The 13,446-nt window shown below is 69.3% G+C and carries 15 protein-coding genes; 8 read left to right on the top strand and 7 right to left on the bottom strand.

What is annotated here, in order from left to right; translation table 11 throughout:
* The first annotated feature begins 80 nt into the window (after positions 1–80).
* From ASG69_RS15655 to ASG69_RS15640, 4 genes are all read left to right on the top strand, one after another.
* Positions 81–914, top strand: a complete 834-nt coding sequence (locus tag ASG69_RS15655; protein WP_056445910.1) for a universal stress protein — start codon at positions 81–83, stop codon at positions 912–914.
* An 88-nt stretch (positions 915–1,002) separates the two neighbouring features.
* Positions 1,003–2,337 carry an EAL domain-containing protein gene (locus ASG69_RS15650; RefSeq protein WP_162246774.1) on the top strand — a complete coding sequence of 445 codons (1,335 nt, stop codon included), beginning with the start codon at positions 1,003–1,005 and terminating at the stop codon, positions 2,335–2,337.
* Between the two features lie 18 nt (positions 2,338–2,355).
* Positions 2,356–3,372 (top strand): iron-containing redox enzyme family protein, encoded by a 1,017-nt coding sequence (locus tag ASG69_RS15645; protein WP_056446359.1) that lies wholly within the window; start codon positions 2,356–2,358, stop codon positions 3,370–3,372.
* 37 nt (positions 3,373–3,409) lie between these two features.
* A complete protein-coding gene (locus ASG69_RS15640; RefSeq protein ID WP_056445916.1) occupies positions 3,410–4,216 on the top strand; it encodes a hypothetical protein in 807 nt (268 codons plus the stop codon).
* Positions 4,217–4,327: 111 nt separating this feature from the next.
* Here ASG69_RS15640 and ASG69_RS15635 read toward each other — a convergent pair whose 3' ends face one another.
* Together ASG69_RS15635 and ASG69_RS15630 are read right to left on the bottom strand one after the other, a co-directional pair.
* Entirely contained in the window at positions 4,328–5,125 is a 798-nt protein-coding gene (locus ASG69_RS15635; protein WP_027505647.1) for an Fpg/Nei family DNA glycosylase, read from the bottom strand.
* A gap of 39 nt (positions 5,126–5,164) precedes the next feature.
* On the bottom strand, positions 5,165–5,662 hold the full coding sequence (locus ASG69_RS15630) for a ribose-5-phosphate isomerase (protein ID WP_027505646.1): 498 nt from the start codon (positions 5,660–5,662) through the stop codon (positions 5,165–5,167).
* A 16-nt stretch (positions 5,663–5,678) separates the two neighbouring features.
* On the opposite strand from ASG69_RS15630, the gene ASG69_RS15625 reads away from it, so the two are divergent.
* The gene (locus tag ASG69_RS15625) at positions 5,679–6,389 is read left to right on the top strand and encodes a DUF429 domain-containing protein (RefSeq protein WP_235578972.1); all 711 of its coding nucleotides are present in this window, start codon (positions 5,679–5,681) and stop codon (positions 6,387–6,389) included.
* A 39-nt stretch (positions 6,390–6,428) separates the two neighbouring features.
* On the opposite strand, the gene ASG69_RS15620 is transcribed toward ASG69_RS15625, so the two are convergent.
* On the bottom strand, positions 6,429–7,040 hold the full coding sequence (locus ASG69_RS15620) for a DsbA family protein (RefSeq protein WP_056445918.1): 612 nt from the start codon (positions 7,038–7,040) through the stop codon (positions 6,429–6,431).
* Positions 7,041–7,228: 188 nt separating this feature from the next.
* Here ASG69_RS15620 and pepN point away from each other — a divergent pair, with 188 nt between their 5' ends.
* Positions 7,229–9,811 carry an aminopeptidase N gene (gene pepN / locus ASG69_RS15615; protein ID WP_056445921.1) on the top strand — a complete coding sequence of 861 codons (2,583 nt, stop codon included), beginning with the start codon at positions 7,229–7,231 and terminating at the stop codon, positions 9,809–9,811.
* Between the two features lie 81 nt (positions 9,812–9,892).
* Here pepN and ASG69_RS15610 read toward each other — a convergent pair whose 3' ends face one another.
* From ASG69_RS15610 to ASG69_RS15600, 3 genes are read right to left on the bottom strand one after another with little or no spacing between them, the layout of a single operon-like run.
* Positions 9,893–10,375, bottom strand: a complete 483-nt coding sequence (locus ASG69_RS15610; protein WP_056445924.1) for a DUF5130 family protein — start codon at positions 10,373–10,375, stop codon at positions 9,893–9,895.
* The gene (gene ctaJ / locus ASG69_RS15605) at positions 10,362–10,637 is read right to left on the bottom strand and encodes an aa3-type cytochrome oxidase subunit CtaJ (RefSeq protein ID WP_261769336.1); all 276 of its coding nucleotides are present in this window, start codon (positions 10,635–10,637) and stop codon (positions 10,362–10,364) included. Before ctaJ ends, ASG69_RS15610 begins: the two co-directional genes overlap by 14 nt.
* An 18-nt stretch (positions 10,638–10,655) precedes the next feature.
* On the bottom strand, positions 10,656–11,378 hold the full coding sequence (locus ASG69_RS15600; RefSeq protein ID WP_231476311.1) for an HNH endonuclease: 723 nt from the start codon (positions 11,376–11,378) through the stop codon (positions 10,656–10,658).
* A gap of 236 nt (positions 11,379–11,614) precedes the next feature.
* Between ASG69_RS15600 and ASG69_RS15595 the strand changes: the two genes are divergently transcribed.
* Together ASG69_RS15595 and ASG69_RS15590 are read left to right on the top strand one after the other, a co-directional pair.
* On the top strand, positions 11,615–12,568 hold the full coding sequence (locus tag ASG69_RS15595) for a mechanosensitive ion channel family protein (RefSeq protein WP_027505639.1): 954 nt from the start codon (positions 11,615–11,617) through the stop codon (positions 12,566–12,568).
* Positions 12,569–12,588: 20 nt separating this feature from the next.
* Positions 12,589–12,984 carry a globin gene (locus ASG69_RS15590; protein WP_056446361.1) on the top strand — a complete coding sequence of 132 codons (396 nt, stop codon included), beginning with the start codon at positions 12,589–12,591 and terminating at the stop codon, positions 12,982–12,984.
* A gap of 10 nt (positions 12,985–12,994) precedes the next feature.
* Here ASG69_RS15590 and ASG69_RS15585 read toward each other — a convergent pair whose 3' ends face one another.
* Positions 12,995–13,426 (bottom strand): cupin domain-containing protein, encoded by a 432-nt coding sequence (locus tag ASG69_RS15585; RefSeq protein ID WP_027505637.1) that lies wholly within the window; start codon positions 13,424–13,426, stop codon positions 12,995–12,997.
* Positions 13,427–13,446 lie beyond the last annotated feature (20 nt).

The raw sequence follows: 13,446 nt of genomic DNA, 5'->3' as shown, positions 1-13,446 counted from the left end.
TGTTCCGGGCATGACATCGCCTCGCGTCGGGAACACTGTGGTCATCTCGGCACCGTCCGTTCGAACCGCTGGAGGCCTGCATGCCCGTGTCCCACCCCGTCGTCGTCGGAGCCGACGGATCGTCCGCAGCGCTCGCGGCCGTGCGATGGGCCACGCGGCTCTGCACCGCTCGCGGCCTGCCCCTCGTGCTGGTCACGGCGGTGTCCGCGCCGGCCTTCGCGGACGTCGACGACACTGCAGCGAGTGCACTCGACCGCATTCTCGCCGACGGAGTGGACGCGGCGCGGGCCGTGGCGGCCGACGTGTCGGTCTCCACCGAGACCCACCACGGCACCCCCGCCGGAGTACTGGTCGAACGATCGACGGACGCCGCGATGATCGTCGTGGGGACGCGGGGGCTCGGCGAGTTCACGGGAGGACTCTCCGCGTCGGTGAGCACGGCGGTGGCGACACACGCCTCGTGCGCCGTCACCGTGGTGCCTCTGGACACGCCGCCGAACGAGGGCACGGGACACGCCGTCGTCGTCGGCGTCGACGGCACGGACAACAGCGTGCCCGCCGTCCGCTGGGCGTTCGAGATCGCCTCGTCACGCGGGGCATCGCTGATCGCCGTGCACGCGTGGAGCGACATCGACGTTCCCGGCGGCCGCGGTCGGTCTGCCGAGGACGAGGAGGCCGTCCTCGCGGAGACGATGGCCGGGTGGTCGCAGGACTACCCCGACGTCGAGGTGGAGCGCGTGGTGGTCCAGGACCGGCCGGTGCGGGAACTCGTGGCCAGATCGGCCGAGGCGGACCTCGTCGTCGTGGGTCGCCGCGGGCGGGGTGGATTCACCTCGCTCCTGCTGGGATCGACCAGCCGAGCCGTGATGCACTCGGTGGACGTCCCTGTCACCGTCGTGCCGTCGCCCGTCTGATCCGTCCTCGCCCTCGCGAGGGGTGATCGGCCTACTGTTTCAGATGCTGCAGGCACGCGGACTCGGTCCGCCGACGAGAGGACCGGGCGTGGAAGAGATCCCCGCAGGCCTGACGGTCCACTCCCTCTACCAACCCGTCGTCGACCTCTCGACGCGCGCGCTGGTCGGCTACGAGGCCCTCGCCCGCGGCCCCGTCGGCACACCCTGGGAGTCACCCGCTGCACTGTTCGAGTCGGCGCGTGCGCACGGGACCGTCGGTCAGCTGGACTGGATGTGCCGCGTCAGTGCGCTCCGGGGGGCGCTGGAGGCCAATCTGCCGACCGGGTTGCAGTTGTTCGTCAACATGGAACCCAGCGCGATGAACCTCGCGCCTCCCGCGGGGGTGGCCGCTCTGCTCGCCGAGGCGTCGCGACTGTCGGTGGTCGTGGAGATCACCGAACGTGACCTGATCGCCGACCCCGCATCGCTGCTCGAGGCAGTGGAACGAGTGCGCGACCGACGGTGGCTCGTGGCGGTGGACGACGTGGGAGCCGAGACGGCGAGCCTGGCCCTGCTGCCGTTCCTGCGGCCCGACATCATCAAGCTGGACATGACGTTCACCCAGCAGCGGGCGACGGCGGACACCGCGCGGGTGCTCGCGGCGGTCTCGGCGGAGTCCGACCGCACGGGCGCGGTGGTCCTCGCCGAGGGCATCGAGACCGAGGAACACCTCCATCTCGCGCGTGAGATGGGCGCTGCTCTCGGCCAGGGCTGGCTCTTCGGCACGCCCGCTCCGTTGCCGCGCCGTGAGCCACACGCCGGCCCGACCGCCGCCGACCTGCCGTCGGACTCCCCCTTCGCCGTCGGGCTCACCCACCGCATGCCGTCCGCGCCGACGCCCTTCGCACTCGCCGCGGCCACCGGTGGCATCCGCCGCGGGCGTCTGTCCCTGCTCTCCACGATCATCGACCAGTTCGCGCTCCACGCGGCGGCCACCGGACCGTCGACCATCGTGCTGGCCACGGTTCCGCACTCGTTCGAGGTGTCCGCCGAGCAGATGCATCAGGCCGCGCACCTCGCCGCGTCCGGGACGCTCGTCGCCCTGTTCGGACGAGGCGGCGCCGCGACCACACCGCCGGTGCCCGGCCTGCACACCATGAGGCTGCCCGCCGCGGACCCGCTGTTGCGGGAACTGTCGGTGATCGTCGTGAGCCCGCACTTCACCGCCGCCGTCATCGGAGCCGAAACGGACGGCGACGGATCGACCGAGTCGGACCCGGTGTTCGACTACCGCCTGACGTACGACCGCGAACTGGTGCTCGACGCGGCCACCCTGTTGCTCCGCCGCACCACGCCCGTACCGACCGAACCCGGATCGGGTCCGCTGCCCGTCTTCGGACCCCAGCGACCGCCACGCATGTTCGGACACGGTCGAAACGGGTAGTCGGACGAGGTGACCGCGATGCTGAACGACACCCCGACCACCTCGACCCCGCCGACCGCAGCCGCGCTGCCGACGGCGCGTGGGCCGCTGTCCTCCGCCGTCCTGTCCGCACTCGTGCAGTCCCCGTCGGACGCGGGCAGCGTCGTCGCCCCCGTCACGGACGCCGATCCCTACGGCGACGACCTTCATCTCGCGTTGTACCTCTGCTACGAACTGCACTACCGCGGGCTCCCCGGTGTGGACGACGCCTGGGAGTGGAATCCCGACCTCCTGCGTCTGCGTGCCGAGATGGAGAGCGCCTTCCTCGCCGACGTCCGTGCGCACGTGACGGTGGGCGGCTCGGCGGCCGACGAGATGGACCTGTTGTCGACGGAGCACGTCGACGGGTCCGGCCCGTCCTTCCACCTCCGCGACACCGGCACCGCCGAGCAGATGCGGGAGTACCTCGCGCACCGGTCGCTGTACCACCTCAAGGAGGCCGACCCCCACGCGTGGACGATCCCGCGGCTGCAGGGTCAGGCCAAGGCCTCCTACGTCGCCGTCGAGTTCGACGAGTTCGGCGGCGGGCGCGGAAGCCGGATGCACCAGAACCTCTTTCGCGACCTCCTGGCAGCGGCGGGACTCGACGCGACCTACCTCGGTTACCTCGACCGGGTGGGTGCACCGACCCTCGCACCGGTCAACCTGATGTCGATGTTCGGTCTGCACCGATCGCTGCGGGGTGCCGCCGTCGGACACCTCGCCGCGACCGAGATCACCTCCTCACCCGGATCGCAGCGGCTGGTGAAAGCGTTGCAGCGGTTGGAGTTCCCGGCCGAGTGCGTCGCGTTCTACGCCGAGCACGTCGAGGCGGACGCGGTGCACGAGCAGGTCATGCGACACGACGTGGTGGGCGACCTCATCGCGCGCGAACCGGAACTCGAGGCGGACGTCGTCTTCGGGATGCGCGCCATCGACCACGTCGAGAACGTCCTGGCGGACCATCTCATGGACGCGTGGAGCAACGGTCGAGAGTCGCTGCGCCCCGCGTCGTGATCCGCGACCGGAACCGGACTCTCCGTACACTGGGACCATGGAACCTCTGCTCCTGATCATCGTCGTCGTGGCTCTGGTCGTCGGCGTCGTCGTCGTGTCCCAGCGCAGGTCCGGCCGACGGAGTCTCGAGTCGCTCGACGACGCCAAGGCCGACGCGCGTCAGGCCATCGAGCGCCTCGGCGGCCAGGTGTACAACCTGGTGGGCTCGGACACTGCCTCCAAGCAGGCTCTGGCCGACGCGTCCGAGCGCTACACGGCCGCGGGCTCACAGATCGATCAGGCGCAGTCCCCCACCCAGGCGCGTCTGGCCAAACAGACTGCGCTGGAAGGGCTCTACTACATCCGCGCTGCCCGGCTGGCGATGGGCATGGACCCCGGCCCCGAGGTCCCCACCATCGACGGACAGAAGTCCGCGGGCGAGGTCACCGAGGAACGCACCGTCGACTACGAGGGTCGGGCCGTGACCGCGAGCCCCGGACCGTCCGAGAGGACGCCGAACTACTACCCCGGCGGACGCGTGGCGGGTCGCCCCGTCCCTGCGGGCTGGTACTCCGAGCCGTGGTGGAAGCCCGCCCTCGTGGCCGGCGCGTGGGGCATGGGATCCATGTTCCTGTTCTCCGCGATGTTCTCCGGGATGGCCGGCGTGGGCTACGGGGCGGACAACTTCGCCAGTGGTGAGGGCGACGGGACCGACATGAGCGATGGCGGCGGCGACGGGGGCTACGACGGTGGGGGCGACTCCGACGGCGGCGGGTTCGATGGCGGCGGCGGGTTCGACGACGGCGGCGGGTTCGATGGCGGCGGCGGCTTCGATGGCGGCGGCGGCTTCGACGGGGGTTTCTGACCTCCACGGGCGCCGGTCCGCACACCCACCGGTGCCGTGCACCCCGTCCAGTCAGCGGAACCGGGTGCGCGCCCCCGGAACGTGTGCGGACGGATCAGTGCTCGACCGACCTCACGTCGCCTGACACGTCGGGCACCAGAAGAGGTTGCGGCCCTTCATGTCCGCGGTGAGAATCGTCGTGCCGCAGATCAGGCACGGCTGGCCGTTCCTCTTGTAGACGTAGGAACGCGGGCGTCCCGGTCCACGCGACCCGGTGCCCGAGTCGTGTTCCTTGTCCAGCGTGATGATGCGCCCGCGTCGCACGCCCACCTTCATCAACTCGACGAGATCCGTCCACATCTCGTCCCACTCCTCGTGGTCGAGGTGCTTGCCCGTGCGGAACGGGCTCACGCGGTGCCGGAACAGCAGCTCGGCCCGGTAGACGTTGCCGATGCCGGCGATGACGTCCTGCTCCATCAGCAACGCGCCGACCGCCATGGCCGACTTGTGGATCCGGTGGAACGCCTTCTCCGGGTCGGACTCCTTGCGCAGCGGATCGGGACCCAGGCGCGCCACCAGCGCGTCGACCTGAGTGTCGTCGAAGATCTCGCAGCGGGTGGGGCCGCGCAGGTCGGTGCCGTACTCCTCCCCCACCATGCGCATCCGCACCTGGCCGACGGGCTCCTTCATGGGAACGGACTGCTCGCCGAACTTTCCGTACAGCCCGAGGTGGACGTGGACGATCGCCCCGTTGTCGTACCGGTGGAGCAGATGCTTGCCCCAGGCGTCGGCGCGCTTCAGGACATGCCCGGAGACCCACTCGGCACCGTCGACGAAACGTCCCTGCGGACTGGACACCTCGATGACCTGGCCGCCGAAACGCTTCTGGTGCAGTCGCGCCAGACGATGGAGAGTGTGCCCCTCGGGCATGGGTGGTACCTGACTACTCGGGCTGTGGTGCGGACCCTCTTATTCGGAGCCGCCGTCGGCCGAGGGTGCACCGGGAACGGCCGGCGCGTCGCCGGTGCGCTCGTACTCGGACAGGATGTCGATGCGGCGCTGGTGGCGCTCCTCGCCCGACCACGGGGTCTCGAGGAACGCGTCCACGATCGCGAGCGCCTCGGGCAGCGTGTGCATGCGGCCGCCGATGCCGATCAGCTGCGCCTTGTTGTGCTGACGCGCGAGCTGGGCCGTCTCGACGCTCCAGGCGAGAGCACACCGCGCGCCTGGGACCTTGTTGGCCGCGATCTGCTCACCGTTGCCGGAGCCACCGAGCACCAGTCCGAGGCTCTCCGGGTCGGCGACCGTGCGGCGAGCCGCCTCGATGCAGAACGCCGGGTAGTCGTCCACCGCGTCGTACGTGAACGCACCGCAGTCGATCGGCTCGTGTCCCGATTCCCGCAGGTGGTCGATGATCTGATTCTTGAACTCGAAGCCGGCGTGATCGGCACCCAGGTATACGCGCATGGCTAGAGTTTGACAGGTGCCCCCCTTCGCCCCGACGCCACCGTGCGGGTGGGGCCCCGTCGCCGGGGTGGACGGCGCCGCGGGCCGGTGGGTGGTGGCTCGCCTCCACGAGGGACGAGTGTCGTTGACCCTGGTCGACACCGTCGCGGCCGTCCTGGACACCACCCGGGACTGCGCGGCCGTCGGGGTCGACATGCCGCTGACCGTTCCCGACGCCGGAGTGCGAGCGAGCGAACTCCAGGTTCGGACGTTCCTGGGCCCGGCGCGATCGTCGCTCTTCCCCACGCCGGTACGCGACGCGGTGTGGGCGGCCTCCTGGGAGGACGCCTGCGTGATCGCCCGCGCCCGCACGGGCAAGGCCATCAGCAAGCAGTCCTGGTACCTCACCGACCACATCCGGGCCTGGGACGCGGCCGACCCAGACATCGCGCGGGTGATCGAGGTGCACCCGGAATCGTCGTTCCGGGCACTCGCCCCCGCCACCCGCTTCACGTCGAAGAAACGAGCCCGCGGCATCGCGCAACGGCTGCAAGCACTCTCGGTGGTGGTGGACGTGCCGGCGCTGCTGGAGGCCACGAGTGCGATCGAGGACGGGCCCGCGATGGACGACGTGCTCGACGCGGTGGCGGCCGCCTGGTCCGCGCGTCGCTGGCTCGGCGGCGAGGCACTGGAGTTCGGGGACGGCACTCGCGATCGCCGGGGCCGTCCCGACCTCATCGTGGTCTGACGCACCCCGCCGGCACCACCGACGGGGTGCGCGGTCGACTCAGTCGAACTGCGGGTCCTCGTTGCGAGAACGCTTGAGCTCGAAGAAGTGCGGGTACGACGCGAAGATCACCGACGCGTCCCACAGCTTGCCGGCCTCCTCGCCGCGCGGGATCCTCGACAGCACGGGACCGAAGAAGGCGACACCGTTGACGTGGATGGTCGGCGTGCCGACGTCCTTGCCCACCTTGTCCATTCCCGCGTGGTGGCTCTTGCGCAGCGCGTCGTCGAACTCACTGCTCGCGGCGGCCTCGGCCAACGAGGCCGGGAGGTCCAGTGCAGCGAGCGACTTCTGGATCACGTCCTGGAAGTCCTTGTTGCCCTCGTTGTGGATTCGCGTCCCCATCTCGGTGTAGAGCGGCGCGAGGATCTCGTCGCCCTTCTCCTGCGCGGCCGCGATCGCGACGCGGACGGGACCCCACGCCTTCTTCATCATGTCCTGGTACTCGTCGGGAAGATCGCGTCCCTCGTTGAGGACCGCCAGGCTCATGACGTGGAAGTTCGTCTCGATGTCGCGAACCTTCGCCACCTCGAGAATCCAGCGCGAGGTGATCCAACACCACGGGCAGAGCGGGTCGAACCAGAAATCTGCCACGTCCTTGCTATCGCTCACGTCGGTCCTTTCGTCGTCGGGTAGTGCTCGGTGTTCGGCTGGTCTGCGGAGCGTCCCGCACAGTGGGCCGGTGACACGAACTCTGCACACCTGTTCTACCCGCCCGCGGCGACCGGCGTCATGATGGGATGGACACAGCCGCGACCGCAGTTCGGCGGTGGCAGAAGAAATCGACAGAAAGGGTGCACGTGGTTGCCCCCAATTTGACCAGGGACCAGGCAGAGGAACGGTCCTCGCTGCTCACGGTCACGCACTACTCCATCACTCTCGACCTGACGGACGGAGCCGGTGGCCCGGGCGAGAAGACCTTCTCCTCGACCACCACCGTCACCTTCGACGCGACCGCCGGAGCCTCCAGTGTCGTCGACATCGTCGCCGCCTCGGTGAGCTCCGCGACGCTCAACGGAACCGACGTCGACGTCTCCTCCTACGACGAGTCGACGGGCATCGCGCTCACCGACCTCGCGGAGCACAACGAGCTCACCGTGGTCGCGGAGTGCGTCTACTCCCATACCGGTGAGGGCCTGCACCGCTTCGTCGATCCGTCGGACGGCTCCGTCTACCTGTACAGCCAGTTCGAGACCGCGGACGCCAAGCGCATGTTCGCGTGCTTCGACCAGCCGGATCTCAAAGCGACCTTCGACGTGACGGTGACGGCACCGAAGGACTGGGCCGTCATCTCCAACGCGGCTGCCGCGGAGACCTCCGAGGCGTCCGGTGCCACGACGCACGTGTTCGAGACGACTCCCGTGATGAGCACCTACCTCGTCGCGCTCATCGCCGGCCCGTACGCGCAGTGGACCGATTCCTACTCGGACGACCACGGCACCATTCCGCTCGGAATCTACTGCCGCGCATCGCTGTCGGAGTACATGGACGCCGATCGCCTCTTCACCGAGACCAAGCAGGGCTTCGAGTTCTACCACCGTAACTTCGGTGTCCCGTACGCCTTCGGCAAGTACGACCAGCTGTTCGTGCCCGAGTTCAACGCGGGCGCGATGGAGAACGCCGGCGCGGTGACCTTCCTGGAGGACTACGTCTTCCGGTCCAAGGTGACGCGCTACTCCTACGAGCGCCGCGCCGAGACCGTGCTGCACGAGATGGCCCACATGTGGTTCGGCGATCTCGTGACCATGCGGTGGTGGGACGACCTGTGGCTCAACGAGTCCTTCGCCACGTTCGCGTCGGTGCTCTGCCAGTCGGAGGCCACCGAGTACACCAGCGCGTGGACCACGTTCGCGAACGTCGAGAAGAGCTGGGCCTACCGCCAGGACCAGTTGCCGTCGACGCACCCCATCGCCGCGGACATTCCCGATCTCGCCGCAGTCGAGGTCAACTTCGACGGCATCACCTATGCCAAGGGCGCCAGCGTCCTCAAGCAGCTCGTCGCCTACGTCGGGCTCGAGGACTTCCTCGCGGGTCTGCGCAGCTACTTCCGCGACCATGCCTTCGACAACGCGACCTTCTCGGATCTGCTGTCGGCTCTCGAGGCCTCGTCCGGTCGCGACCTCTCGGACTGGGGTGATCAGTGGCTGCGCACCACCGGCCTGAACACACTGACACCGGAATTCGAGATCGACGACGACGGCAACTACTCGTCCTTCTCCGTCGTGCAGGGGGCCGCGGCACCCGGCAAGGGTGAGCGCCGCGTGCACCGCATCGCCGTCGGCATCTACGACGGTGACGACTCCGGCGCGCTCACTCGCACCCAGCGGGTCGAGCTCGACGTCGAGCCGCAGGAGCGCACCGAGGTTCCCGCGCTGGTGGGCACGCCCGCCGGTCGGTTGGTGCTCGTCAACGACGACGACCTGACGTACTGCTCGCTGCAGCTGGATCCGACCTCGCTCGAGACGCTCATCGCGCGCATCGGCGACATCACCGAGTCGCTCCCCCGCACCCTGGCGTGGTCGGCGGCGTGGGAGATGACCCGGCAGGCCGATCTGAAGGCACGCGACTTCGTCGCACTGGTGCAGCGCGGCATCACCTCCGAGACCGAGGTCGGAGTCGTGCAGCGGCTCCTGCTGCAGGCGCAGACCGCGCTCGGCAGCTACGCCGAGCCGGGGTGGGCGCAGTCCACGGGATGGCCCGAGTTCGCCGACCGCCTCCTCGAGCTGGCGCGCGCGGCCGACGGTGGGTCGGATCATCAGCTGGCCTACGTCAACGCGCTGGCCTCGTCCGTGCTGGCCGAGCGCCACACGACAGTGCTGCAGGCGCTGCTCGACGGAGACGTGGACGGCCAGGATCTGGGCGGCCTCACCGTCGACACCGATCTGCGCTGGCGGTTCGTCACCGCTCTGGCTCGCAGCGGCGCGATCGACACGGGGTCCGACACACCCGTGATCGACGCCGAGGCCGAGAAGGACAACACCGCGGCCGGTGCCCGCAACGCGGCGGCGGCGCGAGCTGCCCGCCCGCAGGCCTCGGTCAAGGAGGAGGCGTGGACCACGGTCATCGACAACGACTCCCTACCCAACATCACCGCGCGTGCCATCATCGGCGCGTTCCCCGGTGCGGGCCAGGGAGAGTTGTTGGAGCCGTTCGTCTCCCGCTACTTCGACGCCATCTCCGATGTCTGGGCACGTCGTTCCAGCGAGGTCGCGCAGACCGTCGTCGTCGGTCTGTACCCGACCTGGTCCATCAGTGAGCAGTCGGTGGCGGCGGCGGACGAGTTCCTCGCGGGCGACCACCCGCCGGCCCTCGCGCGCCTCGTCGTCGAGGGTCGCGCGTCCGTGGTGCGGTCGCTCGCCGCTCGAGCGGCGGACGGTGCCTGACCGCACCTGACTCGGCACGGACAAGGGCCCATCATCCTCGCGGATGATGGGCCCTTGTCTCTGTGCCGGGGTGGCGCCGTGTCAGGCGGACGGGCCGGTGATCGCCGCGCTCATGACGCGCACGGCGGCGACGAGGCCGTCGATCAGGTCGCCGTCACGGAAGGATCCCGTGGCCGCGGTGATACCGAGCTGCGCGATGCGGTCGTCGACGAGATGGGCGACGCCTCGACCGGAACGAACCTCGATGGCGCGCTGGTTCGGTGAGACCGCGATGAGCACCGAGTACTCGGCCTCGGGCGTTCCCGCGAGAGCGGCGTCCGCACCCGCGGCGGTGTCGGGGCCGAGGTCACCGACCAGCACGTTGAAGCGGATGCCCGTACGGCGGGTGGCCTCGACGAGCGACTCGTCGAGCTGGATCAGCTCGTCGGTCGCGAATGGGGACAGGTCGGGGTTGACGGTGCCCACCTGGTGCACACCGGAGACTCGACCGCTCGCGGTCACCACATGGCCGACGGGAAGGTTCTCCTCGTCGATCCGACGGGTCGAGAGTTCACCACTTGCCACTTGCCCGGCCTCCTACCAGCGAAGCCGAACCCGCGGTGAGTTCGGCGTGTGTCGAATGCGCAGCGTGCTGCGAGTACGGCGTCACCTCGTCCGTGGCCGACCACAGCACCGGGGCGTGGTCCCACTGCTGCCCGAGTCGGTAGGGGGCGGGACGCGGCGCGGGATCGGTCGACGTGATCTTCGCGAACACGAAGAGCGCGAGGAACAGTGCCAACGGAATCAGTCCGAAGATCAGCGCGGTTTCGAGGATGCTCACGCCCATCACCTTAGTGGACGGGTGTCAGGCCGCGCCCTCACCCAGGTACGGCAGCCAGGTGGGATCGAGTTCCTTGATGCTCGCGAGCAGTCGCCAGTGCGGACCCTTCGGCGGGACCAGCGCGGCGCGCAGGGTCCACCCCAGCTCGCTGAGCATCTTGTCCGCCTTGCGGTGATTGCAGGAAGCGCAGCACGCGACGCAGTTCTCCCAGGAGTGACCGCCGCCGCGACTGCGCGGCACCACGTGGTCGATGGTCTCGGCCTTGGAACCGCAGTACGCGCACCGGAAACGGTCCCGATGCATCAGAGCCGCCCGCGTCATCGGGATGCGCGCCCGGTAGGGCACCCGCACGTACGAGCGGAGGCGGATGACCGACGGCACCTGCAGAGCGATGTCCGCCGAGTGGACGACGGGACCGTCGTCGTCGTCGTGCACCACGACGGCCTTCTCGCAGACCAGCAGGACGACGGCACGCCGCATGGGCAGCGCGGTGAGTGGTTCGAACGTGGCGTTCAGGAGGAGTACGCGCCGCTTCACCCAGGCGGGGACGGCGTCCTCGTGATCGAGGTGCCCGTCGACGTCGGCCGGATCGGAGTGATCGGTGACGGCGTGCAACGACGCGCCGCCGAAGACGACAGGGTGTTCGGACTGGGGTCGCGCCCCCGACGCGCCGCCCTGCACGGCGTCGGTGGGCGACAGTTGTCGATGCCCGGCCCGAACCTTCGCGACAGTCCCGCTCTTCTTCATGCCACCTCCAGTGACCACTGCGCGCGGCGCGACTACCACTGGTTTGCGACAGCCACCGCCCGCACGTGAAGACCAACCACAGTGCATCACGAATCGGTGCCGTTCGCACGCTCATTCGAGGTCCGGCCGACGGCCACGCGGTGAACTCCGGGTGTCCCCCCGCACGGGTGGCGGGGTGGGTGCCGAGACGGGTGGTGACAGGTGGCGTGCGCCGAGCAGATCCGTAGACTTTTCGGGTGTATTCCTTCGACCCGAACGACGTCCTCGCCCTCTCGCTCTCCGACACCGGTCGCGACTGGCTGATCCAACGCCCGCTCCAGGTTCTGGGGTACGCCCTGCTCGCCGTGGTTCTGCGTTACATCCTGCACCGCATGATCGACCGGTTCACCAGCCGCTCACCCGGCGCGGGTCGCAGCGCTGCGGGTAAACCGCCCCTGCTGAGGCCGCTGCGCGAACGTGCCCCCGCCGGCGTCACCACCACCATCCTGAACGAGCGCCGCAACCAGCGCGCCCGCACCATCGGTTCGGTGCTCAAGTCGGCGGTCTCCGTCGGCATCCTGGTCTGGTTCGTGCTCTCCGCGCTCTCCATCGTCGGTGTGAACGTCGCCCCCTTCATCGCGTCCGCAGGCATCGTGGGTGTCGCGCTCGGTTTCGGCGCGCAGAACCTCGTCCGCGACTTCCTCTCCGGCATCTTCATGCTGCTCGAGGACCAGTACGGAGTCGGCGACATCGTCGATCTCGGCGAGGCATCGGGCACGGTCGAGACCGTGGGCCTGCGGGTCACCACGGTCCGCGACATCTCCGGGACGCTCTGGTACGTCCGCAACGGCGAGGTGCTGCGTGTCGGCAACATGAGCCAGGGTCACGCCGTCGCGGTGTTGGACCTCCCCGTCAGTCATTCCGCCGACATCGACGTCGCGTGCGAGGTGGCCGAGCGCACGGCGCGCGAGTCCATCGAGCGTGGCGAGTTCCAGGAGGACATTCTCGAGGCCCCGCAGATGCTCGGCGTCGACGCCGTCACGTCGGACACGGTGACGCTGCGCCTGACCATCAAGGTCCGACCCGGCCGGCAGTGGGCCGTGCAGCGCCAGTTGCATCGTCAGATCCTGGACGCCTTCGACGAGTCCGGCATCGCGGCGCCCTACCCCAACGGGCGGCCCTTCGGACCCGCCCCGAGTATGAGCACGTGATCGTGGAGAACAATGGAGCCATGACCGAGCCGGCACAGACCTTCTACGACGCGGTCGGCGGTGCGGAGACGTTTCGCACCCTGACCGCGCGCTTCTACGCCGAGGTCGAGCGGGACGAGATTCTGCGGCGGCTGTACCCGGAGGAGGACCTGGGCCCGGCGGAGCGCCGGATGCGCATGTTCCTCGAGCAGTACTGGGGTGGTCCGCGTAGCTACTCGGACGAGCGCGGCCACCCGCGTCTGCGGATGCGGCACTCGCCGTTCGTCATCGGGCCGTTCGAGCGCGACGCCTGGCTGCGCGCGATGCACACGGCCCTGGCGTCGATCGACTCGGACACGATGGACGATGTGCATCGACAGCAGTTCGTCGACTACATCGAGATGGCGGCGAACTCGATGGTGAACTCGCCGTTGTAGTGCTGCGCGCTCAGCCGAGGGCGCCGGGGCGGCCCTTGCCCCGCAGCTTGCGGGCGACACGCATCGCGAACCACAGGGGACGCGGGATGTGCGGGCGCAGGATGGCGTGCTTGCGCACGTAGTGCGGCACGTGCCACTCGGCCCAGGTGCCGGCGTAGAACAGAGCGGCATCCCCGGCGCGGAGCACGCGGGGCTCGTTGCCCGCGGACTGGACGACGACCTCGCCCTCGATCACGTGAATGGTCTCGTCCTGCTCGAAGTACCAGTTGAAGGTGCCGGCGGTGCAGTCCCAGACCCACGACGACGTGGTGGTGTCCGGGCTGCAGGACCACTGACCGCTGCGCGCGACGGGAGCACCCTCGAGGATCCACGAAGGATCGATCGGAGCCGGCAGGAGCTCGACGGAGTCGAGACTCACGGCTTCGAAAACAGGAGTCGTCATGGAGGTTCCTTTACCGTCGC

The sequence above is a fragment of the Rhodococcus sp. Leaf225 genome (genome assembly GCF_001426145.1).
Lineage (GTDB): Bacteria > Actinomycetota > Actinomycetes > Mycobacteriales > Mycobacteriaceae > Rhodococcoides.
Note: the sequence above shows the minus strand (reverse complement) of the source record. Positions and strands in the feature narration are given on the sequence as shown.